Origin of the sequence: Allobosea sp. RCC_152_1 (assembly GCF_041360765.1) — a bacterium.
In the GTDB taxonomy this organism is placed as follows: Bacteria; Pseudomonadota; Alphaproteobacteria; order Rhizobiales; family Beijerinckiaceae; genus Allobosea; species Allobosea spartocytisi.
The window spans coordinates 170,937-197,337 of the sequence record NZ_JBFUPU010000006.1; the positions used below are offsets into that span (position 1 = coordinate 170,937).

General features: G+C 62.7%; 15 protein-coding genes. 5 read left to right on the forward strand and 10 right to left on the reverse strand.

Annotation, left to right across the window (positions count from 1 at the left end; all coding sequences use genetic code 11):
- The first annotated feature begins 337 nt into the window (after nt 1–337).
- From AB6806_RS20255 to AB6806_RS20275, 5 genes are all read left to right on the forward strand, one after another.
- Nucleotides 338–7,984, forward strand: a complete 7,647-nt coding sequence (locus AB6806_RS20255; protein WP_370955370.1) for a hypothetical protein — start codon at nt 338–340, stop codon at nt 7,982–7,984.
- Between the two features lie 73 nt (nt 7,985–8,057).
- Nucleotides 8,058–9,794 carry a type I secretion system permease/ATPase gene (locus AB6806_RS20260; protein WP_370955371.1) on the forward strand — a complete coding sequence of 579 codons (1,737 nt, stop codon included), beginning with the start codon at nt 8,058–8,060 and terminating at the stop codon, nt 9,792–9,794.
- Nucleotides 9,791–11,110, forward strand: coding sequence for an HlyD family type I secretion periplasmic adaptor subunit (locus AB6806_RS20265; RefSeq protein ID WP_370955372.1), 1,320 nt, complete (start codon nt 9,791–9,793; stop codon nt 11,108–11,110). The genes AB6806_RS20260 and AB6806_RS20265 overlap by 4 nt, the downstream gene beginning before the upstream one ends.
- A gap of 571 nt (nt 11,111–11,681) precedes the next feature.
- Nucleotides 11,682–12,158 (forward strand): RES family NAD+ phosphorylase, encoded by a 477-nt coding sequence (locus tag AB6806_RS20270; RefSeq protein WP_370955373.1) that lies wholly within the window; start codon nt 11,682–11,684, stop codon nt 12,156–12,158.
- 38 nt (nt 12,159–12,196) lie between these two features.
- Nucleotides 12,197–12,550, forward strand: coding sequence for a hypothetical protein (locus AB6806_RS20275; protein WP_370955374.1), 354 nt, complete (start codon nt 12,197–12,199; stop codon nt 12,548–12,550).
- Nucleotides 12,551–13,417: 867 nt separating this feature from the next.
- Here AB6806_RS20275 and AB6806_RS20280 read toward each other — a convergent pair.
- The 10 genes from AB6806_RS20280 to AB6806_RS20325 all read right to left on the reverse strand — a co-directional run bounded on the left by AB6806_RS20280 (nt 13,418) and on the right by AB6806_RS20325 (nt 26,395).
- Nucleotides 13,418–14,986: a tetratricopeptide repeat protein gene (locus AB6806_RS20280; protein ID WP_370955375.1), complete on the reverse strand. Its 1,569-nt coding sequence runs from the start codon at nt 14,984–14,986 to the stop codon at nt 13,418–13,420.
- A gap of 280 nt (nt 14,987–15,266) precedes the next feature.
- Nucleotides 15,267–15,914, reverse strand: a complete 648-nt coding sequence (locus AB6806_RS20285; RefSeq protein WP_370955376.1) for an SPASM domain-containing protein — start codon at nt 15,912–15,914, stop codon at nt 15,267–15,269.
- Complete coding sequence (locus tag AB6806_RS20290) at nt 15,890–16,582, reverse strand: radical SAM protein (RefSeq protein WP_370955377.1); 693 nt, start codon at nt 16,580–16,582, stop codon at nt 15,890–15,892. Before AB6806_RS20290 ends, AB6806_RS20285 begins: the two co-directional genes overlap by 25 nt.
- A gap of 1,131 nt (nt 16,583–17,713) precedes the next feature.
- Nucleotides 17,714–18,739 (reverse strand): Ldh family oxidoreductase, encoded by a 1,026-nt coding sequence (locus tag AB6806_RS20295; protein ID WP_370955378.1) that lies wholly within the window; start codon nt 18,737–18,739, stop codon nt 17,714–17,716.
- Nucleotides 18,736–20,436 carry a hydantoinase B/oxoprolinase family protein gene (locus tag AB6806_RS20300; protein WP_370955379.1) on the reverse strand — a complete coding sequence of 567 codons (1,701 nt, stop codon included), beginning with the start codon at nt 20,434–20,436 and terminating at the stop codon, nt 18,736–18,738. The genes AB6806_RS20295 and AB6806_RS20300 overlap by 4 nt, the downstream gene beginning before the upstream one ends.
- A 23-nt stretch (nt 20,437–20,459) precedes the next feature.
- Nucleotides 20,460–22,508, reverse strand: coding sequence for a hydantoinase/oxoprolinase family protein (locus tag AB6806_RS20305; RefSeq protein WP_370955380.1), 2,049 nt, complete (start codon nt 22,506–22,508; stop codon nt 20,460–20,462).
- 94 nt (nt 22,509–22,602) lie between these two features.
- On the reverse strand, nt 22,603–23,397 hold the full coding sequence (locus tag AB6806_RS20310; protein ID WP_112764417.1) for an ABC transporter permease: 795 nt from the start codon (nt 23,395–23,397) through the stop codon (nt 22,603–22,605).
- A 12-nt stretch (nt 23,398–23,409) separates the two neighbouring features.
- The gene (locus tag AB6806_RS20315) at nt 23,410–24,270 is read right to left on the reverse strand and encodes an ABC transporter permease (protein WP_142021095.1); all 861 of its coding nucleotides are present in this window, start codon (nt 24,268–24,270) and stop codon (nt 23,410–23,412) included.
- Between the two features lie 14 nt (nt 24,271–24,284).
- Nucleotides 24,285–25,349 (reverse strand): ABC transporter ATP-binding protein, encoded by a 1,065-nt coding sequence (locus AB6806_RS20320; protein ID WP_370955381.1) that lies wholly within the window; start codon nt 25,347–25,349, stop codon nt 24,285–24,287.
- 20 nt (nt 25,350–25,369) lie between these two features.
- A complete protein-coding gene (locus AB6806_RS20325; RefSeq protein ID WP_370955519.1) occupies nt 25,370–26,395 on the reverse strand; it encodes an ABC transporter substrate-binding protein in 1,026 nt (341 codons plus the stop codon).
- Between the last annotated feature and the right edge of the window lie 6 nt (nt 26,396–26,401).

The window sequence follows — 26,401 nt, forward strand, 5'->3', positions numbered from 1 at the left end:
TAAGATCAGCAATTGGCAAGTATGTATTGATTTTATCGATTATTTCTAGAATAATCTTGGTATTTACCACTGATTATAGATTTTCACCCATGACTCAGCAAGAGTTCATTCCGCTGTGGCAGGGGTATTTCTTGTCATACATGCTCATATATACGATTCTAATAATCCTATTCATTTGCGCAATCTTCAATGTCCTTAAGAATCGATATATCTAATCCGGATTTGGGAGGGGCTTGTGGCAAAGATAACAATAGCAATTGGTCAGGCGCGGACGGACAACCCTCTTGGGCTTCTGGGTCTGCCTGGCCACGCCGCAATCCGAATAGAATCCAATGGAATGGTGACCTACGCCGGATTCGGCCCCAATCACACCGATGGTGTATCGCAAACCGGGGTATGGGCTCGCGGCCAGTACGATCAATTCACGATTCCGGCTGGAATGCCGTTCCCCGAAGGTTATCGGGGAACCTATGCCGATTTTTCTAGCGATCACTATAGATACGTTAATTCGTTTACATTTGAAGTATCAGACGCGCAGGCTGCCGACGCGATCGCACGTACTTATTCATATCAAAACCAGAACGAGAATTATAACCTATTTAATAACACAGTTTGCTCTGATTTCGTTTTACAAGTGGCCTCTGCTGCCGGAATTGGAGGAATTTCAGCACTAACTCCACTTGGAGTTCAGCAAAATATATTGAGATTGTATCCAGAGAGCTTGGACGTCCGTGGGACATATACAAATCCGGCGGCGCCTAGGCCTCCATGTTTCCTGGCTGGAACCGAGATTTTAATAAAAGATGGGAGAAGCATACCAATTGAAAAGATCGAACTCGGTGACTACGTGGCGAGTTTCGACGGAGGGGGAAGCTTCGATGGAAGAACAGCGTTCGATTCGGAGCTTGGTTGTGGAAAAGTAATTCGGCTGTTCGGCAGCATTTGTCAGCAGATAATAATAATTTCATACGAGATGATCGATGCTGAAGGGTATCGGCAAAAGAAAGTAATACACGCCACCCCAGATCACGTTGTTTTGACGGCGTCCGCGAAATTCATGGGAGCCCGTGCTGCGTTACTCTCCGGAGAGCGCTTGGTTTTGTCTGATGGGCAGGCGGTTGAGGCTTCTTACGAAATTGTCCAGTGGAATTCCGATCGAGGAAGAGAATTAAGTAGAACACACTCATCATTCAAAATTGTAAGCGGTCAAATTTTCTTCGATGAGCACGGTTGTGCGATACAACCTCGCGACGTATCAGGTTGGAGGACGTATAATTTCGAAGTCGAAGAAAAACATACTTATATTGCGGGAGGCTTGCGTGTTCATAATTGGTCGATAGGTGACGAAATTGATCGTCTAGCGATCGATCATCCGGATGAATTCGGCTTCAATGCTGACTTAAGTTCTGGTGCGATCAGCGATGCAATTACATTTCGCGACGCAGATGGCGTACCGCGGAGCGCCTATGTAGTCGATAATTTCGGCAGAACCCATTTTCTGACTGGCGAAGCTGGCCCGGACGGAAAAACGGTTATCGTACGCGACCGTGTGGTGGAGCAATGGGGCGATACCGGCCGGGAAATCACCTACGAGAACGACGTCCGCCGCTGGGTGAAGGATGGCGAGGTTATCCGAGAGGGAAACTGGGCTGCTGATGGCTCACACGCCGACGTCTTCTACGATGAATACGGCAATCCGGTATTCTCGTTCGAATTCGATCCGAACGACGAGCTTAGTGCTGTTAGCCAAGATGGCGTCAGAACCTTCGTTTCCGGCCTCGGCGACGTCTTCGGCTCGTTCCTCGGCCAAGCGATTGGCAACGGCAATCAGGTTCTCGCCGCGACGTCGGGTGCGCTTATCGGCTTCGTGCTGAACAATGTCGAAAATTTGCTGCGGCTCGGTATCGATACTGATCTGACCAAGCTGGGTGCCGATGGTACCACGATGCTCGGCAAAAGCCTGGATCAAGGGCTGATCCAGGCTGGGCAGACGATCAGCCCCGGCTACCAGCTCACCGGCGATTTGCTCGGCCGTATCGCCGGCGTCGGTTCGACGCTGCTGATCAGCGAGCTCGCGGACGCGCTCGGTCTCGACGGTTTCGAGGGCAGGGTCTTCGAAATCGTGGCCGGCGGTGTCGTCAATACCTATGTCAAGGCGGCAGTGACGGAGGCCCTGAGGAACCCGGCCAATTTCGATCTGGGTGCCGTCTTTAACAGCGTCAGTTCGGCGGAAATCGGCGTGAATATCCAAGGCGCGCTCGGTGGCTTCTTCGGCTCGCAGCTCGCCTCCTTGGTGATCACGCCGGATTCACCGGAAGCGGCACTCTTCGCGTCGGCCGGCTCGGCGATCGGCTCGCTCGCGGGGACCGCCGCTACAACGGGGATCTCCGTCGGTCTCTGGTCTATCCCGTTCATCGGCCCGTTCGTCGGCGCTTTTCTTGGTCAGGTCATCGCGACCCTCATCGGAAATGCGCTCTCCGACAATGACGAGCTGGCGGGAGCGACCATAGGCATCGACGCAAACGGGCATCTTGGCGTCATCGCGACACGGGTCTGGGATAGCGGCAATCTCGGTCTCGCCTATTCGCTCGCCAATGCGGTGAGCGGTACCGCCAACCAAATCTTGGAGTTTAGCGGCGCGCGCCTCAATCCACTCCAGAACCTGTCGGTTGAGGTCGGCTACTACAACAACTACCGCGACTGGCTCTATGCCTTCGCTGGCGGCGAGCAGGAATTCTATCGGTCGGCGCACGGAACGGATGAGAGGGCCCTCGCCAGGATTGTGCAGAAGGGCATCGGTCAGGTCATCAGCCAGATGGAGCTGATTGGCGGCGACATCGTCATGCGCCGCGCTTTCGAGGCGTCGCATGGGGGTGTCGCCGACGGCGATCTGACCATGCTCGGCTTCGACATGCGGGTAGCGAAGGACTACCGCTACTATCTTGAGAATACGCGCCTTATCAACGAGCTGATCCTGGCCGACACGAACTCCGAATTCGCGATGAGCTGGATCGTCACGCTCCAGCGCGCGCAGGAACTCGGCCTGAATCGAGGCTCGGTCAACGACTTCCGTGGCGGGATCCTTGAGAACCTCAGGGACCGGGGCATTCTCGACAAGCTCGACTGGGCGCCGGACTTCGATCCCGCGGAACCCGATACGCTTGTTCTTCGGAAGGGCGGCCACGTCGTTGAGATCGACAACGCTTTCGGACCGGGATCGACGTTACGTCTGACCGGCACCGACGGTATCGACAACGTCAACTTCTCCGGCGAGGCGATCCAATCCGTGTTGCGCTATGACGGCGGCGCCGGCAACGACAGCATTGTCGGCCATCACGGCACCGACTTGCTGGTGGGCGGCGCCGGCGACGACACCATCGATGGCGGAGCCGGCCATGACTGGATTAATGGCGGTGACGGCAATGACACGCTCTATGGCGGCGCCGGCGACGATCTGGTGGTCGGCGCTGACGGTGACGACTACCTGAACGGCGGCAGCGGCATCGATACCCTGATCGGCGGTGCCGGCAACGATACGATCGATATCGACGCGACCGAGGCGCGGGACACGATCGTGGCCTCCACGACGAACTCGGCGTCCGAATACGACATCGTCCGCTTCGGCGTGAGCATCGACCAGCAAGGTTCGCTCTATGCGCGGCGCGGCGCGGATCTCGTTATCACGACGCGAGCGGGCGCGATGCAAACGATCCTCCGGCTCGTGCTCATCGGCACCGATGAGGAAGGGCGCGGCATCTATGAGACCCGGCCGTTCGAGGAGTTCGTCGAGACCAGTCGCGGCGAGGTCATCGTCCAGAATTTCTTCCTGACGCAGTCGGCGGTCGACAGCTTCCAGTACCTGAAGAGCGAAACCTCGGTCGCCGGAGCTGATCTGTGGCGGCAACTGACGCCCTTTGAGCAGGTCGTCGAGAGCTACGCCCTGGCCAATGGCGGGCATCGCCAGCTCAATCTCGATGGCCTTGCGGTCGAGACCTGGACGGCCATCGACACCGAGTTCGACGCGCAGGGCCGTGTCGTTCAGCAGACGATCTATTACGACACGACGCTGAGCGTGACGATCTACGGCGAAGCGGACAACATCATCTATGCCGATGACAACGTCCATCTCGTCAACGGCATGGGCGGCAATGACCGCATCTTTGGCACGCTCGGGGCCGACAGCCTTTATGGCGGAACCGGCGACGACATCCTCGTCGGCTATGCCGGCAACGATGTGCTCTATGGCGAGGACGGCAACGACACTCTCTATGGCGACGCCGGAAACGATACGCTTTACGGTGGAGCTGGCACCGACAAGCTCTATGGCGGGGCAGGCGCAGACCAGCTTTACGGCGGCGAAGGCGACGATGAGCTCGATGGTGGCGATGGGGACGATGAGCTCAACGGAGGCGAGGGCCGGAACACGCTGCGCGGCGGGAGCGGCAACGATATCCTGATCGGCGGCAGCTCGGCCGACACGCTGCAGGGCGATGCCGGCAATGACGCCCTCTACGGCGGAGCGGGCGTCGACACGCTCTATGGCGGTGACGGCGATGATCTGCTCGATGGCGGAGATGGATCAGACAAGCTCTACGGCGGAGCTGGTCACGACCGGCTCTTCGGTGGTGAAGGCGACGATGAACTCGACGGCGGTGACGGCAATGACGTGCTCGACGGTGGCGAGGGCCTGAACACGCTACGCGGCGGCAACGGCAATGACATCCTGCTCGGCGGCAGTTGGGCCGACACGCTCTATGGCGATGACGGTGACGACGAGTTGCGCGGCGCTGCGGGCGCAGATCAGCTGTATGGCGGTGCCGGTGTCGATAGCCTCTATGGAGGAGATGGCAACGACACGCTTGAAGGGGGCGCCGGAGCCGACAAACTCTGGGGTGACGCAGGGGACGACATCCTGCGTGGTGGCGCCGGAAATGATGAGCTCGCCGGCGGAGCCGGCAACGATCAGCTCGACGGTGGCGATGACGACGATCTGCTCCTCGGCGACGAGGGCGACGATATTCTCATCGGCGGCGCCGGCAATGATCGGCTGGAGGGCGGCGCAGGAACCGATGTTCTCAATGGTGGTCTTGGCAACGACCTGCTCCATGGTCAGGCCGGCAATGACACGCTGAACGGCGATGACGGCGATGATGAGCTGTATGGCGATGACGGCGACGACACGCTGCATGGCGGAGCCGGGGTCGACAAGCTCTATGGCGGCGTCGGAACTGACGAACTCTACGGTGATGACGGTGACGACATCCTCGATGGCGGGGCAGGCGACGACCGTCTCTGGGGCGGTGCAGGCGCCGATCAACTGATCGGAGGTGCCGGCAATGACGTCCTGGACGGCGGTGCTGGTAATGACACCCTCTTGGGCGGCGCAGGTGACGATCAGCTTACTGGCGGTGACGGCGACGATATCCTCGACGGCGGGGAGGGCCACGATGTCCTCCTTGGCGGCGCAGGCAATGACCGCCTCATCGGCGGCGGCGGCAATGATGTCATCGACGGGGGCGACGGCATTGACACGGTCGTTCTGTCCGGTGAGAGAACCAATTATGAGATCACGCTGCAGGTGGCGATCGATCGCTTCACGATCGTCGACAAACGCGTCGGCTCGCCCGACGGCACCGATCTGGCTGCCATCGAGATCTTCGAATTCTCTGACAAGACGGTAACGGCCACGGATCTCGACTATTTCGTCAGCACGGACAGGGCGGTCGCCTGGAATATCGACAACGCCGACGGTTCGAAGACGAGGCTGGGCTGGGATGCCGACGCGGCCAGTGGCGTCGAGGTTTACGTCAAGAATTTCGATGCCCAATCGCGGCAAACGAGCGGTACGACCTTCCACGGGAACGGCGCGCGCACGGTTTATGCTTGGGACGTTGCGAACACGCAGATGTGGGCTTCCTATGTTCAGAATTATGATATCGCCGGCCGCTTGGAGAAGCAGGTCAATACAAATGACAATGGCACGCGGACGGATTTCTATTGGGATGCCGCCGGTACAGCAGACTGGTCGGTACGGACGGATGAGTTCAATGCTGCCGGTCAAAAGCTGAGCCAGGAGACAAAATTCGACAACGGCACTCGCTCCACGATGGAGTGGGATGTCTCAAACGTTCAGTCGTGGTCACGGCTGGACAAGAATTTCGACGCTTACGGCCGACATATCTGGCAACAAGCCTTCTACGACGATGGAAGCCGATCCGACTGGACTTGGGATCACGCCAATACACAGGACTGGTGGCATCTAATCAGAACCTTCGATGCCGCCGGTCGACAGACATGGCAGGAAATCTCATACGACGGTGGTAACCGAACCGTTTGGCATTGGGATCAAGCCAATGTGCAAGGCTGGTGGCATCTGGTGCAGACCTTCGACGCTGCGGGCCGGCAGACATGGCAGGAGGCTTATAACGACGACGGCACACGAAATGGCTGGTCTTGGGATCAAAGCAACACCCAGGAGTGGTGGCATATCGTCCAAACCTATGACACTGCGGGCAGGCTCATCTGGCAGAGGGCCTACTACGATAATGGAACCCGAACCGATTGGAGCTGGGACCATAGCAATACCCAAAGCTGGTGGCATCTGGCTTATAACTATGATGTCTATGATCGCCTCGTGTACCACTACATTGCGTGGGACGACGGGCGAACTGAAGAGCAGCAATGGGATCATTCTGGCGCCCAGCCATGGAGCTGGATCCAAAGTATCCGCGACGGTGCAGGCCGTCTCTATTATCAAGCCATCGACTGGGATGATGGACGCCGCGAGTATCTGAACTGGGACGTTAACAACACCAGTGACTGGGCCTCCTGGCAGGACGTCCATAATTGGTCCGGTCATGTGTCGAGAACGATCGATTTAGATAACGGCTCGCATCAAAGACATTTATATGATCCGCCCAATCAGCAGAGTTGGTCCAGCGTGGTTGAGTATTATGATTGGGCTTGGCGCCTAAACGACAAGCATGTCAATTATGACGACGGGGCGCGCACTGTTGAGAATTACGATCCCCGAAACGAGCAGTGGTGGGATTACGTCTACTGGCATTACAACGCCTGGGGCTATCTCGATTTTGCCTGGTCACGAGATGATTGGGGCTTCATCCGTTATGCCGCCGCCCCGATCGCGTTGGATTTGGATGGACAGGGGCTCGACCTGATCGGGTTCAATGATTCGAGTGCTGCCTTCGATTGGGACGGCGACGGCGTGCGACAACAGACGGCCTGGATAGGTCCGCAGGATGGCTTCCTGGTCATCGATCTGGCTGAAGGGGGAGATGCTGGCCCCGATGGCGTGATCGACCAAGCCAAGGAGATCGCCTTCACCAATTGGGCGGCAGGCAGCAAGACCGACCTCGAAGGCCTTCGTATCGCGTTCGACACAAATGGCGACGGCGTCCTCGATAGTTTTGACGAACGCTGGGGCGAGTTCCGCATTTGGCAGGACATCAATCAGGATGGGAGGACAGATGCCGGCGAGCTGAAAACCCTCGCCGAATGGGGCATCTCCTCGATCTCGTTGACCGCGGGACCGGGGGATTCCGTGCCGCGCCCGGACGGCTCCTACATCACCGGAACGATCAGCTACACGCGCGACGATGGCAGTATCGGTGCTGGCGCCGACGTCTCGTTGACGATCGAAGTCCCCGAGATGGTCGGGTCCGCGAATGACGATATCCTGACCGGTGGTCGGAGCGCCAACGTCTTTACCGGCGGCGCCGGCAACGACGTGTTCGTGTTTGGATCCGATTTCGGCAAGGACACGATCACGGACTTCGTGGCGGGTGCCGGCACGGATGACGTGATCGAGTTCGACGATGCGGTCTTCGCGGATCTGGCCACGGTGCTGGCGGCGGCGAGCCAGGTCGGTGCCGACACGGTGATCACCTGCGACGCCAACAACACGATTACGCTGAAGAACGTCGCGATGTCGAACCTGCACCAGGACGATTTCCGCTTCGTTTGAGGTTGCGATCACGGCCGGCGCGGTCCTTCCGCGCCGGCTCTTTGTCTCGATTCATGATCTTTGAGCGCATCCCGTGAGCCGCCCTGCATCCGCCTCGTCCCACTCGATCGTCGCCCAGGCTTTCGCGTCCTGCCGCGGCGCCTTCATCGCTGTTGCGATCTTCTCGGGCCTGATCAATCTGCTGATGCTATCGGGCTCGTTCTACATGCTTCAGGTCTATGACCGGGTGCTGAGCTCGCGTTCTGTGCCGACGCTGATCGGCCTGTCGCTGCTCCTGCTGGCGGCCTATGTTCTGCAAGGCTTCCTCGATTCCGTTCGGGTCAGGATGCTGGCGCGGATCGGGGCGCGCTTCGACGATCAGGTCTCGCCGGCGGCCTTCGCGGCGGCACAGCGCCTGCCCTTGATGGGCTTCCGTACCGAGCAAGCGATGCAGCCGATCCGTGATCTCGACCAGATCAGGGCCTTCCTTTCGTCATTGGGCCCGACCGCCCTGTTCGACATGCCGTGGATGCCGATCTTCCTGGCCGGCTGCTTCATCCTGCATCCCTGGCTGGGGTGGCTCGCGATCGGTGGCGGCATCATCATCTTGTCTTTGACCTGGCTGACCGAACGGAGCAGCCGTCTTGCGACCAAGGCGCATATGGCCAGCGCGGGAGCCCGTCAGGCGGTCGCTGAAGCCAGCCGTCGCAACACCGAAGCCTTGACCGCCATGGGCATGGCACCGGCCTTCCAACGCCGCTGGCATGAAGCGAACCTTCGCCATGTCAGGGATTGGCTGGCGAGTTCAGACTCGACCAGCGGGATCGGTTCCTTCGCAAAAGTGTTCCGCATGGTGCTGCAATCGGCCGTGCTGGGCCTCGGCGCCTATCTCTCGATCCATGGCGACGTCTCTGGCGGCGCGATGATCGCCGCCTCGATCATGACCTCGAAGGCCCTGGCGCCGATCGAGACCGCGGTCGCGCATTGGAAGGGCTTTGTCGGAGCGCGCCAGGGCTATGCCCGGCTGAAGCAGGTGCTCGATTCCCCGGCCTTCGCGGATGAACGCAAGACGGCGCTGCCTGAGCCGTCCCAGAGCCTCGCGGCCGAGAACCTGATCGTTGCCGCGCCCGGCCGCCAGAACCCGATCCTGCAAGGCGCTTCGCTGAAACTCGAAGCAGGGCAGGGGCTCGGCATCATCGGCCCCAGCGCTTCGGGCAAATCGACGCTGGTTCGTGCGCTGGTCGGTGTCTGGAAGCCGCTCAAGGGAGAAGTGCGGATCGACGGTGCCGCGATCACGCAATGGGATTCGGCAGAGCTTGGCCGGCATGTCGGCTACTTGCCACAGGATATCGAACTGTTCGATGGGACCGTTGCCCAGAACATCAGTCGGTTTCTGCCCGATGCGACGGATGACGCGATTGTCGCCGCGGCCAAGGCGGCCGGAGCTCATGAGCTCATCGTCAAACTGGAGAACGGCTACGACACGGTCATCGGCGAAAGCGGCGCAGCCTTGTCAGGCGGGCAGCGGCAGCGGGTCGCCCTGGCACGAGCCCTGTTCGGCAATCCCTTCCTGGTGGTGCTCGATGAGCCCAACTCCAATCTCGACCACGATGGCGATGAAGCGCTGACCCGCGCCGTGCTCGGTGTTCGTGAGCGCGGCGGCATCGTGATTGTCGTGACGCATCGCCAGACCGCGATCGCTGGTGTCGATCACATCGCGATGATGGCTGATGGCCGCATCCAGGCCTTCGGGCCCAAGGACGAGATCCTCCAGAAGGTCATGCGCCAGGGCGGTCTGCCGAGTGTCCAGCGTCAAACGGTGGCGTCATGAGCGTGAAGGCAGCCATCGAACAGCCGGATTTCGGCAAAGCGCTGCGACGGCTGGCGATCGTGGGCGGCGCGGGCGTGGCGCTGTTTGCCGGCACGGTTGGAGTCTGGGCCGTCGCGACGACGCTGTCAGGTGCCGTTGTCGCCACGGGGCAGTTCGTCGTCGATGGCAACGTCAAAAAGGTCCAGCATCAGACCGGTGGCATCGTCGGCGAACTCAGGGTTCACGATGGCGACAGGGTCGAGCAGGACCAGATTTTGATCCGCCTCGACGACACCGTCACGCGCTCCAACCTCCAGATCATCACGAAGCAGCTCGACGAGTTCGCCGCGCGCCGCGCCAGACTCCAGGCTGAGCGCGACCGCAAGCCGGCGATTGCCGTGGCGCCGGACCTGACCGCTCGCCGGGGCGATCCGGAGATCGCGGAGCTGATCGCAGCCGAGCAGAGCCTGTTCGATGCGCGCCGCTCGGCTCGTGACGGCCAGAAGGCGCAATTATTCAAGCGCGTCGGCCAGTTGCGGGACGAGATCCTTGGCTTGAAGGCACAGCAGGTCGCTCGAGACCGGCAGGCGGCCTTGATCGAGGAAGAGCTCACCGGCGTCCGTGGGCTCTATGAGAAGAGTCTGGTCGCGATCAGCCGCAAAACTGCTCTGGAACGCGAGGCGGCCAATCTCGACGGCCAGAAGGGCCAGCTCATCGCCTCGGTCGCTCAATCCGAGGGGCGCATCGCCGAGACCGAGCTTCAGATCATCCAAATCGACGAGGTCCTGCGCGAGGAGGTGATGAAGGAGCTGCGCGAAATCCAGGGCAAGACCGCCGAGCTCACCGAGCGTCGTGTTGCTGCCGAGGATCAACTCAAACGCATCGATATCAAGGCTCCGAGCGCCGGCTTTGTGCACCAGCTCGCGGTCCACACCGTCGGTGGCGTCATCTCACCGGCGGAACCCGCCATGTTGATCGTGCCGGCCGAGGATTCTTTGCAGCTCGAAGTCCGGATCAATCCTCCCGACATCGACCAGATAGCGCTGGGCCGCCCGGCGCAGGTCAAGCTGCACGCTTTCAACCAGCGCACCACGCCGGAGCTCAAGGGCACGGTCAGTCGCATCTCAGCCGATACCACCCGCGACCAGCAGACCGGCGCGACCTTCTACACGATACGGGTTTCCGTTCCGGCCGAGGAATATGCTCGCCTCGCGCCCCAGCGGGTCACCGCGGGCATGCAAGCCGACGTCTTCGTCCAGACCGAAGACCGCACCCCGTTCGAATACATCATCAAGCCGCTCAGGGATCAGATCGCCAAGGCGTTTAGGGAACGGTGAGATTTCAACAGCGGCCGATTGCTCGTGGATGCCGAATGGTGCCGGTCTCTCACTAGGATCATCTATTCCAAGGGCCCGCTCTGGCCCGTTGCAGACGCTCAGAAGGTCCGGTTCCGGGCGGTTCGGTCTGGGCGCTATCCCGCGGTCGAAATCCCTTCAATCGTCCAAGTTTCAGTTCCAGGCCGCGAGACGACGGTCGCCCGTCGTTCAAAGCCACGGGAGTTTGTGGACACCTCGCTCGAATAGTGTTGCGCGCTTCGATACAAAGCGAAAGGTTGTGGTACCGATAGGTCATCGAATCCTCAGCGAGACCCAGTCCGAATGCTGGACTTGTTTGCGCACCACCTAACTGTCGACCTGCCACCGCGATATCAACTTCGAGGCCACGTCTCAGGCAATCGAGTACTCCAACTTTCTGAACCCTTGGAGCGGTGCGACATCAGGGTTCTTCCTCGCCAAGTTCGCGAACGCCACTTCCTGATCGGCGACAAATCGGATGGACGACGCCTCGCCTTCCTACCGCGCTCGCTGCAAATCCCCAAAGATTGCCACGATGCGGTGATCGTTGGAGATGTGGGCAAACACGACGACTTATCTGCCCACGCAGGTTGTCGCCGATTTCTTGGCGACACAGCAAAAGCCTGCAATCGATGGAATCCTATTCCCCTCGGTGCAGGCGGGCGGAGATGACCTGAACGTGGTGCTCTTTCATAAGGCCGCACGTGTTGAAACCTATCAGGTGCCAAAGGGAGCGAGGATCGAAGGCAGCACCTACGAACAACACTCGGAGGGCGTGGACACCAATTATTCCGTGATCGAATGGCTCCCACCCGATGAAAAGAAGAAGCCCGATCCGACGCGCGGCTGGCCCGATTTTGCCGGGCTCCGCGTCCAGCCGTGGATTGAACCGGACCCGGATAGCCGAGAGCCCGCACTGCGCGTCGACATGAAATCGCTGGTCGTCCACCAGGTCGACAAGGTGAATTACGACACCACGGAGTTCGACGTGTCACGCTATCGCTATGAAGCGCGGGATGTTGATTTCTGACGTGATGGGCTGCGCGTCGGTGTTGGGGAAGATCAAAGATGGGTGGAGCGGCTGTTCCCGCGGCGGCGACGGCATGGACGACGGCCGACTGGGCCTTCGTCGTCTCGCTGTTTTCGTTCGCCGTTTCCTTGGCCGGTTTTGTCTGGGCTGAGGATGAAGAGGTCTGCACCCAGGTGGCGATCACGTCGAGCGAAGATCTGCTCGCGTTGCGGAAGAAGCTGCACTCCGGTCGCGACATGACGGTGGAGTCGATGCGGAGCTTTATCCGCAACATCCGCACCGCGGAGATGACGGAGGCATACTTCGCGCGTGTCGTGGTGGTGGTCGAAGGCGCCACGGAGCGCGAGGCACTGCCGATCTATGCGAGGGCGCTGGGGCTACCGCGATCATAGCGTTCCGCGCCTTCGTCACATCGATCTCGACAAAAAACTTCGCTACAATGCTCCATGGTTCGTCCTCCTGCGGAGAAGATCGGCTCGGCCACTCCGGCAACCTTCGAAGGCGCAGCCTAGGGCGAGCTACTCCGGCTCAGCGAACATCCGGTCTTACCGTTAATCGACGCAGACGCTGTGCGCCTCTCCCTCACTGTCGAGGCTGCTGAAGCAGCCGTGCAAAGGCTCATCGCGCGCCTGGCACGTTCCCTTTCCTGCCAATCTTGCCGCTGGGCCGTCTTCCACAAGACATTCGCCGACACAGTCTGACTTCTTGCTACAGGCTTTTCCGGCATCGGAAAAAGGCTTCACGCAATAGGGAAACTGCGCCTTTCCGAACCGCTCTATGTGACCCCCGCTTATCGCGCACGCCTTCTCGTCCGAGGTTCGCGTTTCAGCGGCGGCCACTTGCTGCAGTGCGAGCGAGGCGACGAAGCCTGCCACCAACCCCAATCTCGTCATCCTCCACCTCCGGTTGAAGCTAAAGCCTGCCCACGTAGCGCTACTGCCGCAGCCGATCGCTAGCATGGACGCCTACCTTCTGCTGTGGGTCCAAATTCCCCGTTGGTCGCCTGCCGGAGAGTGGACATTCGGTGCGAACCGCCGTGCGCCTTGACCAGCAAGCTGGCGCGCTCGGGCGCAGCACCTCCTTCTTGCTACGAAGCCGGGCCATGCGGCTATGGGATCGGCCGCCGACGCGCCGGTATTTTGGCTTGCAGTTCTCCAGCGCTCCGACCGGATAATGAACGCGCGGCTTGATGTGACCGGCGCTAGGCGGCTCGCCGCCTATCTCGGAGCCTCAATGTGCAGACGGTCGTGAGCGCCACCTCATGGTGTTGTACCCCCCAGCTCCAGCAGCCGGTCCTTCGCTCGCGTGAAGGTCGGTTCGAGCTCCAGGACGGTCCGGTAATCCGCGATGGCCTCCTCCATGCGGCCCATGGCCCGGTAGCTTCCTGCACGGTTGTAGTGGGTCGGGGCGTGGCGCGGGCGGAGTCGCAGGGATTCGGTGTAGTCGGCCACGGCGAGATCGGGATGGCCCTGCATGGCGAAGACGATGCCGCGGTCGGTGTAAATCTGGGCATCATCCGGAGCAAGGGCTGTCGCCTTCGTGTAATCGGCCAGCGCCAGATCGAGCGCCTTCATGGTCCTGTGGACGTTGCCGAGATTATAGTGCGGGACTGCCAGCAACGGAGCGAGCTTCGCAGCCTCACGGTAATCCACCACCGCGAGGTCAAGCTCACCGAGGCGCTCGTGCGCCACACCGCGATCGATCCAGGCCGCCACCTCCAAGGGAGATACGCGGATGGCCTCGTCGAGATCCTCGATGGCGTGCGGGAAGTCTCCCGTCTCCGTGTAAGCACGGCCCCGCACCAGCCGGGCGCCAGTTGCGGAAGGCTGGAGACGAATGGCTTCCGTCGCGCCGGAGACCGCCATTTCCGGGCGATGCATGGCGAGGAGAATCGAAGCACGGACGGTTCTGGCCTCTGCGTCGCTTGGATTGAGCTGGACGGCCTCATCAAGATTGGAAAGGCCCTGCTCCAGCTGGCCTGTCTGGGCCAGTAGAGCCCCGCGATTCGTCCGAGGCTGGTGATCGCGAGGATCGAGCCGGATGGCGGTGTCGTAATCCGCCATTGCATCTTCGTAGCGTTTCAGCTGCGTGCGGGCGAAGCCGCGATTGTTGTAGGCCTTGGAGAAGTTCGGGGCGAGCTTGATCGCCTGATCGAGATCGGCGAGCGCACGCTCGTATTGTGCTGTCCGGATAAGAACCCAGCCCCGGTTGCTGTAGATTTCGCCATCCTGCGGATTTATCCGAATGGCTGTATCGAGATCGGCGAGCCCGCCCGCCACGTCGCCTCGCCGAGCGCGCGCGATGCCGCGGTTCATGTAGGGCTGCGACATGAACCCCGGGGTCTCGCCCGGCGGCGTCAGCCGGATCGCCTCGGTCCAGTCGGCGATGGCCTCGTCTAATCGGCCACTGAACATATGGGTGATGCCGCGCCCTGTATAGGCACCTGTTAGCGTGGGATCGAGCCGAATCGCCTCGTTGAAATCGTCGGCTGCGCGCGCCATCTCGCCCGCCAGGATCCGGGCGGCGCCGCGGTTGTAGAAAACGAAAGGCTTGCGCAGCCCCGGATCGGCGGAGAGGAGGCGGGTACACGCCTCGATCGCCGGCGTCCCGGCCGCGACCGCGCAATCGGACTGGTCGTCCGCCAGAGCGTGCCCGATAGACAATCCAGTCGCGACCAAGAAGGCGACCGCACGGGCAGCGCGATGCGAGCATTCGTGACTTGCGTTACGCCGTAGCGCCGGCCCACAGGTCCCGCCAAGACCGTCATGCATTCCCAGCGCCTCCCCGACGATCACGCAGCGTGAGCCGGTCCAGACGATCGAGCTCACGGTCGCACCACCAGGCATCGGATCACCCCGGAATATCATCATCCAATCAGATGAGAGGCCCGCAGATTTTATCGTCACGGCGACGCAGCGCGGCAAAGACGCGCGAGAACGGCTCTGCGCCTGCATAGCATCGGAGCAAGCTGCGGACGAGCGTGGCGGTGATCTGACGGCGTCTAGTGGCGATCGAGCTTCGGACGTGCCGCTCGGGCTGATTGGTCAGGCGCGAGGGATCGTGAACTGCGGGAAGGCAACGGATTTTCTTGGAATAGATTGTTGAGTCTCAAGACAGGACTGCTGCGAGCTCTGCGTCTGACCATAAGCCCTTGGTGCCCGCTCGAAGTTTGAAGAGTTGGCTGCCAAGCGTCATTCCGATGACCGGATCTTCTTCAAGGATTCGCGCAATAGACTCTTCGACGATCCGGTAGCTGCCGAAGTCGAAGGACTCGCCCGGAGCGGCGCTGACACGTTCCAGCTTTTCGACAAGACCGCGTTCAGCCAATGCCAAGGCTCGAAAATGACAGAGAGGATTGTTGCCAGCCCGGCCAAACAGAACGTGCGAAGTCCATGTACATCCCGCCCGGCAGCGCTGCGCGAACGGACAGGTCGCACAGAAACCCCACAGCTCGACGGGTTTCTCGGCCTTATCCGCGATCAGCCCCGACCAGATGTCCTGGAGCCCGCGGTCGCGGACATTGCCCTTGACATAATCTGAGCTCGGAAGCGACGGACAGCCTTTCACGCTCCCATCGGCTTCAATGCCGAGAGAAGATTCGCCCGCGCCGCAGCCGTTCCAACTGTGACCGCGCTCGCTGCCGTATCGCAGCGTCTCTGCCAACGGGCCGAAGTAGCCCACGTTGTTGCCGGGGAAGAAAGCGATGCCTTTCGGATCGAGCTGCTGGCTCTTTATGGCCGCCAGCAAAGGGAACAAGTAGAGCAGATGATATGGCTGGAGGCCGACCGATCTGCTGCGCGACCCATGGCCGCTGTCAAGATCACCATCCAGCTCCGCGCTCCGATGTCACTGAGAAGATCGGGCATGGCAGGGAGTTCAGGCATGGTCAGGCGGTTGATCTGTGTGTTCACGGAAAGGTCGATTCCGCTTGCACTGATCTGTCTCGCCGCCAAAACTGCGGCTTTCCAGGATCCCTTAGACCCTCGGATCGCGTCGTGGGTCAGCTCCAGTCCGTCGATCGAGAGCGAGATCTTTCCGACTCCCGCTTCCGCCGCCCGTCGGATTCTCTCGCCCGTCATCTGCCGAGCGCCGGTGACGATACTGCATAACATGCCGCAACGATTAATCTCCGCGGCGATCCGATCCCAGTCGTCGCGCAGGTAGAACTCGCCGCCGATTAAAGCGATCTCCTTGAGGCCGAGGTTCGCAAATTGATGAACAAGGTCGAGCGCCTCCTCCGTGCGCAACTCGTCTTTCCGCGCCCGGCCGGCGCGCGATCCGCAATGTCGACAGCCCAGATCGCATCGAAGCGTGATTTCCCAGACAGCGATGCTCGGCGGATCTTTGGGGTCTGACCGCCAGCGGGCGTGCCTGCGGGGGTCGCCGTCGTAAAGCCGGCCCTCGCCGTTTCCATCCGGTGTCATGGCTTGGTCCTGAAGCCGGGCGGGGGGCCGTACATTGGCGTCGGAGCCGGTCCTAATGACGGCGATCTATTCGGAGATCGCTGCGTGTCGCTGGGAGCTTGCAGTTCGCCTGGCTGAGGAGCGGGCGGCGTCTGCATCGTCTCCGGGCCGCCGGCAGCGTGCGGATCAATCGGTGCTGCAGCCGGCGACTCCGAAGCTGGCTTTTCAGGATGCTCATTGGCCGGAACCGGAAGGCGCTGCGATCGGTCCTCGGACACAAGCGTGACGGCATCAGCGGCACGCGAACCCGCCGCCGGTCCCCTGGCTCCAGTCCAATTGTTGAGGAAACGATCAATGTCATCTCCGTTTAGCTGGTCCGGTAAGTCGTAAGGAGTCGGATCGAACCCTCCCTCTTCGAAAATGGAACGAGGGTTGAGGGAAAACCGGGCGCGCAATGCAGAATCCTCCCGGAGTTGCCCGATGAGTTTACCCAAAGGCGGCCGGTCGGTGCGTGGCGGCGTGGTTGCTTGGGCCGATCCCAAGGCCGATAACACGGCTGCCATCATCTGGAGAAGCTTGTGTGACGGAGTGGGCAAACGGGCCTCCTTCAACTTCGACTGCCAGAACATACAAAGGAGCGGGCACGGGTCGTGAGGAAAATTGAGCGGCAAACGTCGCGCAATCTGTTCCGGAGTCAGGACCGTGCCCATCGTCGCTCTTGTCGACGTCCCTTCCAAGCGACCATGGGGCCGACGACCGCGGTCCCCGTTGGGCGCAACCACCAGGCATCGGATCACCCCGGAATATCATCATCCAATCAGATGAGAGGCCCGCAGATTTTATCGTCACGACGACGCAGCGCGGCGAAGATGCGCGAGAACGGCTCTGCGCCCGCATAGCATCGGAGCAAGCTGCGGACGAGCGTGGCGGTGATCTGACGGCGTCTAGTAGCGATCGAGCTTCGACGTGCCGCTCGGGCTGCTTGGTCAGACGCGAGGGATCGTGAACTGCGGGAAGGCAACGGATTTTCTTGGAATAGATTGTTGAGTCTCAAGATAGGACTGCTGCGAGCTCTGCGTCTGACCATCAAAAAATCGCGGGCTTGGTTGAAGGCGGTCGGGGCGGACGCCGAAATGTGACAGCGTCCATCGATCAGGCCGCGTAGCGCAGCAGTTTCTGGTGCAAGGCCTTGGGGATAGTGACCCCCTCGGCGGCGGTGCGGAGCCGGGCTCCGCTGCGCCGCCCGCCCGGCAGGCGCGCGCCCTCCTGTTCGGTGATGGCGCTGAACAGGCGTTCGAGCCGCTCGCCTGAGCCGGAACCAGCGATCGCGCCGGTATCGATCGCGACAAAGAACTGGCCAGTGCGCGGCGAACCGCCGAGATTGTCGGCGAAGGAGGAGGCGTCGATCGAAAGATTGGCGCCGGTCAGCCAGGCTGCGAATATTTCGACGATGAGCGCGAGCCCCGCGCCCTTGTAACCGCCGGCCGGCACCATCGTGCCACCCGCCAGCGCCGCCTGCGGATCGGTCGTGGGATTGCCGGCACTGTCCAGCGCCCAGCCGAGAGGGATCGGCTCGCCGCGTTGCTGGTGAACGACGATCTCGCTCTTGGCGACGACGCTGGACGACTGGTCGAGGACCAGCGGGTCAGCCCCGGCGCGTGGCACCGCAAGCGCGATTGGGTTCGTGCCGAAGACCGGCTTCGTGCCGCCCATCGGCGCAATCGAGGCCGGCGCATTGACGAAGGCGAGAGCGAGCAATCCTTCGCGTCCCAATCGCTCGACATGGTAGCCGACGACGCCGCAATTATAGGAATTGGTCACCGCGAGCGCGGCGATGCCCTGCGCCTTTGCCGCCTCGCACAGGGCGGGCAGGCCGAAATCGATGGCCGGATGGGCGAACCCCCCCTTCGCGTCGACGCGGACCAGGCCGGGCCGGGGGCTATCCAGGACTGGACGAGCCTTGCCGTCGATCTTGCCGACCTTGGCATGTTCGCAATAGGTCGGCAGCCGGGCGAGGCCATGGCTGTGGATGCCCTCCGCCTCGGCCGCGACCACCGAAGCGGTGATCGCGGGTTCATTGCGCGCATCGACGCCGCAGGCGGTCAACACCCGCCGGGTCAGCGCTTCGACGTCGGAGAGGCTGAGATGGACGGCGTCCATTGGCTGATCATCGCTCATGCGACGGCTCCCATCTGCTCGGAGTAGCCGTAGAGCGAGACGGCTTTTTCGGGGCTGATCATGCCGTCGGCGAGGTCCTTGGCGATGCGCTGCGGATCGCGCTTCAGCGGATCGCCGAAGCCGCCGCCGCCCGAGGTCTCGATCGTGACGACGTCGCCGCGCTTCAGCGGAATGCCGGAGATCTTCGAGCGCAACGGGGTCCTCGATCCATCGGGCCGTGTGATCGTCATGCTGCTGAGCGAGCCAGGCTGACCGCCATGGACGCCATGCGGCGGGAAGCGGAAGCGCTCGAAATGGGCGCCGAGCTTGCCGGCATCGGATTCCAGCCGCCATTCCCTGACGAGCCCGAGCCCGCCGCGGAATTGCCCGGCGCCGCCCGAATCCGGGATCAGCCCGTATTTCGTGAAGGTGACCGGGTACTTCGCCTCGACCATCTCGATCGGCGCATTGGTGTTGTTGTGCAGCCCGCAGGAGAGCGCGCTTGCACCGTCGCCGCCGGCATGGCCACCCCAGCCGCCGACCTCGATGTCGAAATAGACCTGCCCTTTGCCCTTCCGGCCGATCGTCTGCAGCGCATAGACATAGGAGATCGCGTAGTAGGCCGCTGGAATGCGCTGGGGCGCGATCTCGGCCAGCGCCCCAAAGACGGCGATCGCGATGCGGTGATTGATCACCATGCGCCCCGCGACGGGGGCCGGGAACACGGCATCGACGACGCTGCCCTCGGGCAATGTCACGGTGACGGGCCGGTAGCAGCCGGAATTCGCGGGAATGTCGCCGCCCAGCGCGGCGAGCAGAGCGTAATAGACGGCGGAGCAGGTCATGGCGCGGGTGTTGTTGACCGGGCCGCTGACCTGGGGGCTGGAGCCGGCGAAATCGAGCGCGATGCTGTCACCGGTCTTGACGATTTTCACGGCGAGTCGGATCGGCTCGTCGGATTGGCCGTCATCGTCGACCAGCTCGACGAAGCAAGCCTCGCCATCGGGCAGCGCCTTCAGCCCGGCGCGCATCATCGCCTCGGAGCCGTCGAGGATCGCCGCCATTGCGGCAGCCAGCGAATCCGCGCCGTATTTGCGGGCCATGCGGGCGACGGCGCGCTCGCCGATGCCGAGCGCCGCGATCTGCGCGTTGAGGTCGCCGCGCGTCTCGTCGGGCTGGCGGACATTGTGCAGCAGCATCTCGAAGACGCCAGCGTTGAGCACGCCCTTTTCGACGAGCCGAAGCGGCGGGATTCGGATGCCCTCTTGGAACACCTCGGTCGCGGCGGCGTAGTAGCTGCCGGCGGCGGCGCCGCCGACATCGACATGGTGGCAGAGGGTACCGACGATGCCGACGCGCCTTCCATCGACGAAGACGGGCCGGAAGGTCTGGATATCCGGCAGGTGCTGGCCCCCGGAATAGGGATCGTTGGTGACGATCACGTCGCCATCCTGCCATTGGTCGAGCGGGATGAAGCGGTCGAGGATCGTGCGCAGGCAGTCCGACATCGAGTTGAGATGGACGGGGATGCGCGCCGACTGGGCGATGTTGTTGCCTTCCGCGTCGAAGACGGCGGTCGAGAAATCGAGAATCTCGCGCACCACGGTCGAGCGGCTGGTGCGCCAGATCGTGATGCTCATCTCCTCGGACGCCGCGACCAGCGCGTTGCGGATGACCTCGAGGCGGATCGGATCGATGCCCGGCTGAGGGTTGGACATGGGTTTCGTCATGATCTGGGACCTCAATGGCTGTCGGCGCGGTCGGCGATCAGGGCGCCCGACGCATGGGTCAGGATCGTCCAGCCGGCGGGGAGATAGATCGAGGTGTAGGGCTCCTCGACGATGGCGGGACCAGCGACCGACGCGGTGCGGCCAATTGCGTCGCGCTCGCGCACCGGCGTCGCGACTGCGCCATGGCGGCCGTGGACCCGTCGGGTCGGCGCGGTGTCGTCGACCTTCGTCTCGATGCCTTGCGCGGGCACCGGCTTGGCGAGGCGGCCGACGGCCTTCAGCCGGAGCGCTACGATCTCGACCGGCACCTCCGGCTCATCATAGGAGAAACGCTGGCGATGCAGGGCATGGAAGCCTGCGGTCGCCTTGGCGACGCCCGCAGGTGCGAAATCGGCATCGTCGAGCGCGACGCGCAGATCGAAGGCCTGGCCGGAATAGCGCAGGTCCACCGCCCATTCGAAGCTCTGCGCGGCTTCCGTGACGCCGTCCTCGGTCAGCAATTGCCGCGCTTCCGCGACGAGGCGCTTGGCCTTCTCGCCCAGGCCGGGTGCGAGATCGGCGAAGAGACCGATCTGCGTGGCGCTGAGATCATGGGCGATGTCGGACCAGAGGATGCCCCAGGCTGAGAGCGTCGAGGCATGGGCCGGGAAGATCACGCGACGGATGCCCAGTTCCTCCGCGACCTCGCAGGCATGGACGCCGCCGGCGCCGCCGAAGGAAAGCAGCGCAAAGTCCTCGGGGTCCATGCCCTTTTCGAAAAGCGAAAGACGCGTCGCTGTCGCCAGTGCCGAATTTGCGACGTCGATGACGCCGGCCGCGACCTGGTCGACCGAGAGGTTGAGGCGGCTCGCGATCTCCTGTGCAGCCTTCTGCGCGGCCTGCCGGTCGAGCGGCATTGCACCGCCCATGAAGCTCGCCCCGTCGAGGCGGCCGAGCAGCAGGTTGGCGTCGGTGACAGTGAGCTTCATTCCGCCTTTGCCGTAGCAGGCGGGGCCTGGATCGGCGCCTGCCGAATGCGGACCGATGCGAAGCCGCCCACCCTCGTCGACCCAGGCGATCGAGCCGCCGCCGGCGCCGATCGTCCGCATCTCGATCATCGGCAGGCGCACGGGCAAACCGTCGACCTCGCCCTCGTTGACCATCGAGATCGCGCCGTCATGCACGACCGAGACGTCGAAGGAGGTGCCCCCCATGTCGACCGCGACGAGATTGGGCTCGTCGAGCTCGGCCGAAAGCCGCTTGGCCGCGGCGGCGCCGCCGCTGGGGCCGGACAACAACAGTCGCGCCGGTTCGCGGCCGGCCTTGGCGAGGCCGGAGACGCCGCCATTCGACTGCACGAGATAGACCTGCGCTTCCGGCAGCTCCTCCTTCATGCGGCCGGCGAGCCGGTCGGTATAGCGTTGCACGATCGGCACCAGCATGGCGTTCAGCGCGGTCGTCGACATCCGCTCATATTCGCGGATCTCGGGGGAGATGTCGGAGGCGAGCGTGATCGCGACGCCTGGCAGCAGCTCGGCGAGGATCGCGCCAACGCGCCGCTCATGGGCGGGGTTGGCATAGGCATGCAGCAAGCAGACTGCGACCGATTTTACGCCGGCCTTGGCGAGTTCGGTGGCGACGCGGCGTACGCCAGCCTCGTCGAGCGGCACGGTGATCTCCCCCGCGGCATTGACGCGCTCGCTCACGCCAAAGCAGAAGCGCCGCGCCACCAGCGGCTCGGGCTGAGCGAGCGTGATCGCATAGACATCGGTGCGGCCATGGCGCCCAATCTGCATCACGTCCTCGAAGCCGGCCGTCGTGACGACAGCGCCGAGCGGTAGCTTGCGTTCGAGCACGGCGTTTGTCGCGATGGTCGTGCCGTGCAGCAGATACTGCACCGCCTCCATCGGAAAGCCGAAGCGCTCGGAGGCCTGCCTGATACCGGTCAGCAGGCCGATCGAGGGATCGGCCGGCGTACTCGGCGTCTTGATCTGGTGCATCGCGCCGGAGGTCGCATCGAGAATCTCGATGTCGGTGAAGGTGCCGCCGATATCGACGGCGATGCGAATATCCTGATCCATCAGGCAAGGCTCCAGTGTTCCCGCTCGCGGACGGCGAGCGGGGCGGGTGGTCGAAAGGCGGTGTTCGGTTCGAGCTAGTGCGTGTTCGGCCGGCTCATTTGACGAAGGTCTTGGCCAGGCCCGAGGTCCGGTCGACCACGAGCACGACGAGAAGGGTGAGCACGACGAGGAGCACGGAGAGCGCCGCCACCAGCGGGTCCGCCTGCTGCTCGACATGGTGATACATCGCGACCGGCAGCGTCTGGATGCGCGGGCCGGTCATGAACAGCGAGAGCACGACCTCGTCGAAGGAGACGAGGAAGCACAGCGCCGTCGTGCCGATCAGTCCCGACTTCATCATCGGCAAGGTAATCCGGCGGAAGACCGTGAAAGGCGAGGCGCCGAGCGTCGAAGCGGCTTCCTCGACAGCGATCGGCAGCGTCGACAGCGCCGTGGCGAGCACGCGCAGCGCATAGGGCAGCGTCACCACGAGATGGGCTGCGACGAGGCCGGGGAAGGTCGCGAGCAGCCCGTAGCGGGCGAAGACGATCAGAATGGCGAGACCGAGCACGATCGTCGGCAGCAAGAGCGGCGCGGTGAAGAGGCTGGAGAGTGCCTCTGCCCCGCGCGGCCTCAGCCGCACTAGCGCGAAGGCCGCAGGCAATGCGATGACGAGACAGAGCACTGTGACCACGCAGGCGAGGAGCAGGCTGGTCCAGAAGGCGGCAGTCATCTTCCCGTCCAGGAAGATCGCCGGATACCACTTAACGCTCCAGCTCGAAGGCGGGAACATCATATAGCTGTCGCCGGAGAAGGAGATCGGCACAACGACGATCAGCGGCGCCAACAGGAAGGCGAACATCAGGAACGCCAGCAGCTTCAGTGCCGGGGAGACGGGACGTTCATCCATGATCAGCCTCCCTCACAGGATCGCGCGGAGCGCGCGGGTGTAGAGCACGAGCGCGGTGCCGAAGATGACGAGCACCAGGATCGACAGCGAGGCGGCCAGCGGCCAGTTCAGCGTCACGATCGCCTGGTCGTAGATCTCGGTCGCCAGCAGAAAGACGCGCCCGCCGCCGAGCAGTTTCGGCGTGATGAAGGAGGAGACCGCGAGTACGAAGCAAAGCAGGCAGCCGAGCGCGATGCCGGGCAGCGTCAGCGGCAGGATGATCCGGCGGAAGATCGTGAAGGGCGGCGCGCCTAGGGTCGATGCGGCCTCCTCGACACGCGGGTCAAGCCGCCCGAAGCCGGCGAGAAGCGCCAGGATCATATAGGGCATCAGGATCTCCGTGAGACCGATGACCACGCCGGTCTTGTTGAACATCAATCGCAGGCGCTCGAGACCGAGGCCATTGACCAGATTGTTGACCAGCCCGTTCTCGGAGAGGATCGCGATCCAGCCATAGGTCCTCACCACCGCCGAGGTCAGCAGCGGCGAGATCACCAGCACGAGCAGGATCGTCCTCCAGGTGCCGCTGGAGCGGTGCAGATAGAGCGCGATCGGATAGGAGCAGATCAGCGTCAGCAGAGTGATGCCGAGGCTGACTGTGATGCTGTTGACGATCAGCTCGGCGTAGAAGGTGTCGGCGATGACCTTGCCCCAGGTCGCGAGCGAGAAGGCCTCGCGCATCGTACCGGTAGGCTCGACCTCGTAGAACGACATGCGTGCGAGATTGAGCACCGGCGCGAGGAAACCGAAGGCGTTGACCAGCGCGATCGGCGCGATCAGCGCGATGACCAGCGCAAGCCCGTTCCGGCGCGGCTTGGCCACGGCGGCTGGCATGGTGATCGCCGCGCTCACGCCGCCGACCCGTAGACGAAGACATCCTGCGGCCGCCACGACAGGGCGACTGCCGTCCCCGGCGCGAGCACGGTCTCGCCGCCGCGCGTCGCGAGTTCGACCGAGACGGTCTGCCCGGCGACGTCGATGTCGTATTGCAGGATATCGCCTGCGAAGGTCGCCCGCATGATGGTGCCCGCGACCCCTTCGCCGCCGGTCGGTGCCAGGGCGATGCGATGCGGACGGACCATCACCTCGACTGGGCCCGACAGGTCGCCGGGCGCCGCGAAGCGCTGGCCGCCGAAATCGGCGAAGCCGTCCGTCGCTACGGCCTTCAGGCGGTTGGTACGGCCGACGAAGCTCGCCACGAAGGCGGTCTTCGGGCGCTCGTAGAGATCGACCGGCGTGCCGAGCTGTTCGAGCCGGCCCTGGTTCATGACCACGACTTTGTCGCACATCGTCAACGCCTCGCTCTGGTCATGCGTCACGAAGATCGCGGTGATGCCGAGCCGCCGCTGGATGTCGCGGATCTCGTTGCGCATCTCGTCGCGCAGCTTCGCGTCGAGATTGGAGAGCGGCTCGTCGAAGAGCAGGATCGATGGCCGGATGACGAGCGCACGCGCGAGCGCCACGCGCTGCTGCTGACCGCCCGAGAGCTGGGCCGGCCGGTGCTCTTCCTTGCCGGTCAAATGCACCAGGGCGATCGCTTCCTTCACGCGTTTCGCGATCTCGTCCTTCGGCACCTTGCGCATCTCGAGGCCGAAGGCGACGTTCTTCGCCACGCTCATATGCGGAAACAGCGCGTAGCTCTGGAAGACCAGGCCCATGTCGCGGCGGTGCGTCGCAACCTCGGTGAGGTCCTGCCCGCCGACGACGATGCGTCCCGATGTTGCCGGCACGAGGCCGGCGATCATCCTGAGTGAGGTCGTCTTGCCGCAACCCGAGGGGCCGAGGAAGGCAACGAGCTCGCCCTTGGGGACCTCGAGGTCCAGATTGTCGACCGCCGTGAAGCCGGCATAGCGCTTGGTCAGCCCCTGGATGGAGAGAAAGCCCTGGCCCGGTGCCGTGCTGGTGTCGGTCATGACGGTCTATCCTTCTCGGCTCAGCGGCTCAGCGGGATCACCTTGCGGCGCCACTGCTCCATGATCGGCTCGCGAACCTTGGCGAGAGCGATCCAGTCGATCGGGATAACCTTGTCCATGGACTTGACCGCGGTGCGCGCGATCGCGGCATCCGAGATCTGGGCCTTGGCGTTGGTCGGCGCGTAGAACATGCTTTCGGTGAAGGACTTCTGGGCCTCCGGCGACAACGCGTAGTCGATGAACTTGGCGCCGGCATCGTTGCCGGGGCCGCCGGCGACATAGTTGATCGTGTTGATCTGGAAGACGCTGCCTTCCTGCGGGAGGATCACCTTGAGCTTGCCGCCGGATGCGTCGGCATTGACCTGCGCGCGGGCGTTCCAGCCGGCGCCGGCGGCGGCCTGACCGGAGATGATCACGGGATAGACTTCCGGCTTGGGCTCCCAGGTCTGGACGTTGGGGGCGATCTCCCCGAGCGCTGCGATGCCTTGGTCGACGCTCTTGAGATAGTCGGTGCCGCCGCGCGCCTTGTCCATGATCAGGACGAGCGACAGACCCTGGATATCGGGCATGCCGGGGATCGCGACCTTGCCCTTGAGATCGGGCTTGGCGAGGTCCATCCAGCTCTTGGGCGTCTCCTTCACGACGTCCGAATTATAGAGCATGACGAGATTGTCGAAGGTCACGGCGACGCCGTCGACATCGGCGATGCGGGCGTTCGGATAGAGATCGGAGACGTTCTTCGAGACCTTGTCGTCGATCTTGATCAGCAGCTTCTCGTCGGTCGCAGCCTTGGAGACCGAGACGTCCATGATCACAACGTCGGCCTGCGGCGCCGCCTTCTGGGCGCGCAAATTACCGAGCATCTGGGCCGAGTTCGGCAGCGGGAAATAGTCGACCTTGATGCCGGGATTGGCCTTCATGAAGGGCTCGATCACGGCCTTGGTGTAACGCTCCTGGAACAGGCCAGAATAGGCCATGACCGTGACGGTCTGTTGCTGCGCGAGCGTGCCCTGCGCATAGAAGCCGGCCGCCAGCGCGATGGCCATGGTGAG

Coding starts and splice junctions, on each gene's coding strand:
- AB6806_RS20255 (WP_370955370.1), top strand. CDS start 338: ATGGTGACCTACGCCGGATTCGGCCCCAATCACACCGATGGTGTATCG.
- AB6806_RS20265 (WP_370955372.1), top strand. CDS start 9,791: ATGAGCGTGAAGGCAGCCATCGAACAGCCGGATTTCGGCAAAGCGCTG.
- AB6806_RS20270 (WP_370955373.1), top strand. CDS start 11,682: ATGTGGGCAAACACGACGACTTATCTGCCCACGCAGGTTGTCGCCGAT.
- AB6806_RS20275 (WP_370955374.1), top strand. CDS start 12,197: ATGGGTGGAGCGGCTGTTCCCGCGGCGGCGACGGCATGGACGACGGCC.
- AB6806_RS20290 (WP_370955377.1), bottom strand. CDS start 16,582: ATGACACCGGATGGAAACGGCGAGGGCCGGCTTTACGACGGCGACCCC.
- AB6806_RS20295 (WP_370955378.1), bottom strand. CDS start 18,739: ATGAGCGATGATCAGCCAATGGACGCCGTCCATCTCAGCCTCTCCGAC.
- AB6806_RS20300 (WP_370955379.1), bottom strand. CDS start 20,436: ATGTCCAACCCTCAGCCGGGCATCGATCCGATCCGCCTCGAGGTCATC.
- AB6806_RS20305 (WP_370955380.1), bottom strand. CDS start 22,508: ATGGATCAGGATATTCGCATCGCCGTCGATATCGGCGGCACCTTCACC.
- AB6806_RS20310 (WP_112764417.1), bottom strand. CDS start 23,397: ATGGATGAACGTCCCGTCTCCCCGGCACTGAAGCTGCTGGCGTTCCTG.
- AB6806_RS20315 (WP_142021095.1), bottom strand. CDS start 24,270: ATGCCAGCCGCCGTGGCCAAGCCGCGCCGGAACGGGCTTGCGCTGGTC.
- AB6806_RS20320 (WP_370955381.1), bottom strand. CDS start 25,349: ATGACCGACACCAGCACGGCACCGGGCCAGGGCTTTCTCTCCATCCAG.
- AB6806_RS20325 (WP_370955519.1), bottom strand. CDS start 26,395: ATGGCCATCGCGCTGGCGGCCGGCTTCTATGCGCAGGGCACGCTCGCG.